This window comes from Bacillus sp. RB3, assembly GCF_030164735.1.
Taxonomy (GTDB): Bacteria; Bacillota; Bacilli; order Bacillales; family Bacillaceae_G; genus Bacillus_A; species Bacillus_A cereus.
This window is the reverse complement of sequence record NZ_JASNGE010000125.1, coordinates 1-304: the sequence shown is the minus strand read 5'-3', so window position 1 is coordinate 304 and position 304 is coordinate 1. Positions and strand designations below refer to the sequence as shown.

The window sequence follows — 304 nt, the reverse complement described above, 5'->3', positions numbered from 1 at the left end:
GTGCTGGGCATTACATGACGTTTACCTCTAATGGCTCGACTACGACACAGTATTGGAAACTTGAAAGTAAAGAACATGTAGATGATATTGATACAACAGTTGAGACAATCCGTTCCATTTTACAAGATACGGTAAAACGTCAGTTAATTGCTGATAAACCAGTGGTATCTATGCTTTCTGGAGGTTTAGATTCCAGTGGTTTAACAGGTTTAGCAGGAAACGAATTTGGGAATAAAGGGGAACGTCTTCATACATATTCCCTGAATTTCATCAATGATGAAAAAGACTTTGAGCAAGACTTCCT

At 38.2% G+C, this 304-nt stretch carries 1 protein-coding gene; it reads left to right on the top strand.

Features of this window, described 5'->3' with window-relative positions:
- Positions 1-304: asparagine synthase-related protein (locus QO049_RS30635; RefSeq protein WP_284489835.1), on the top strand; the 304-nt coding region annotated here is incomplete at both ends.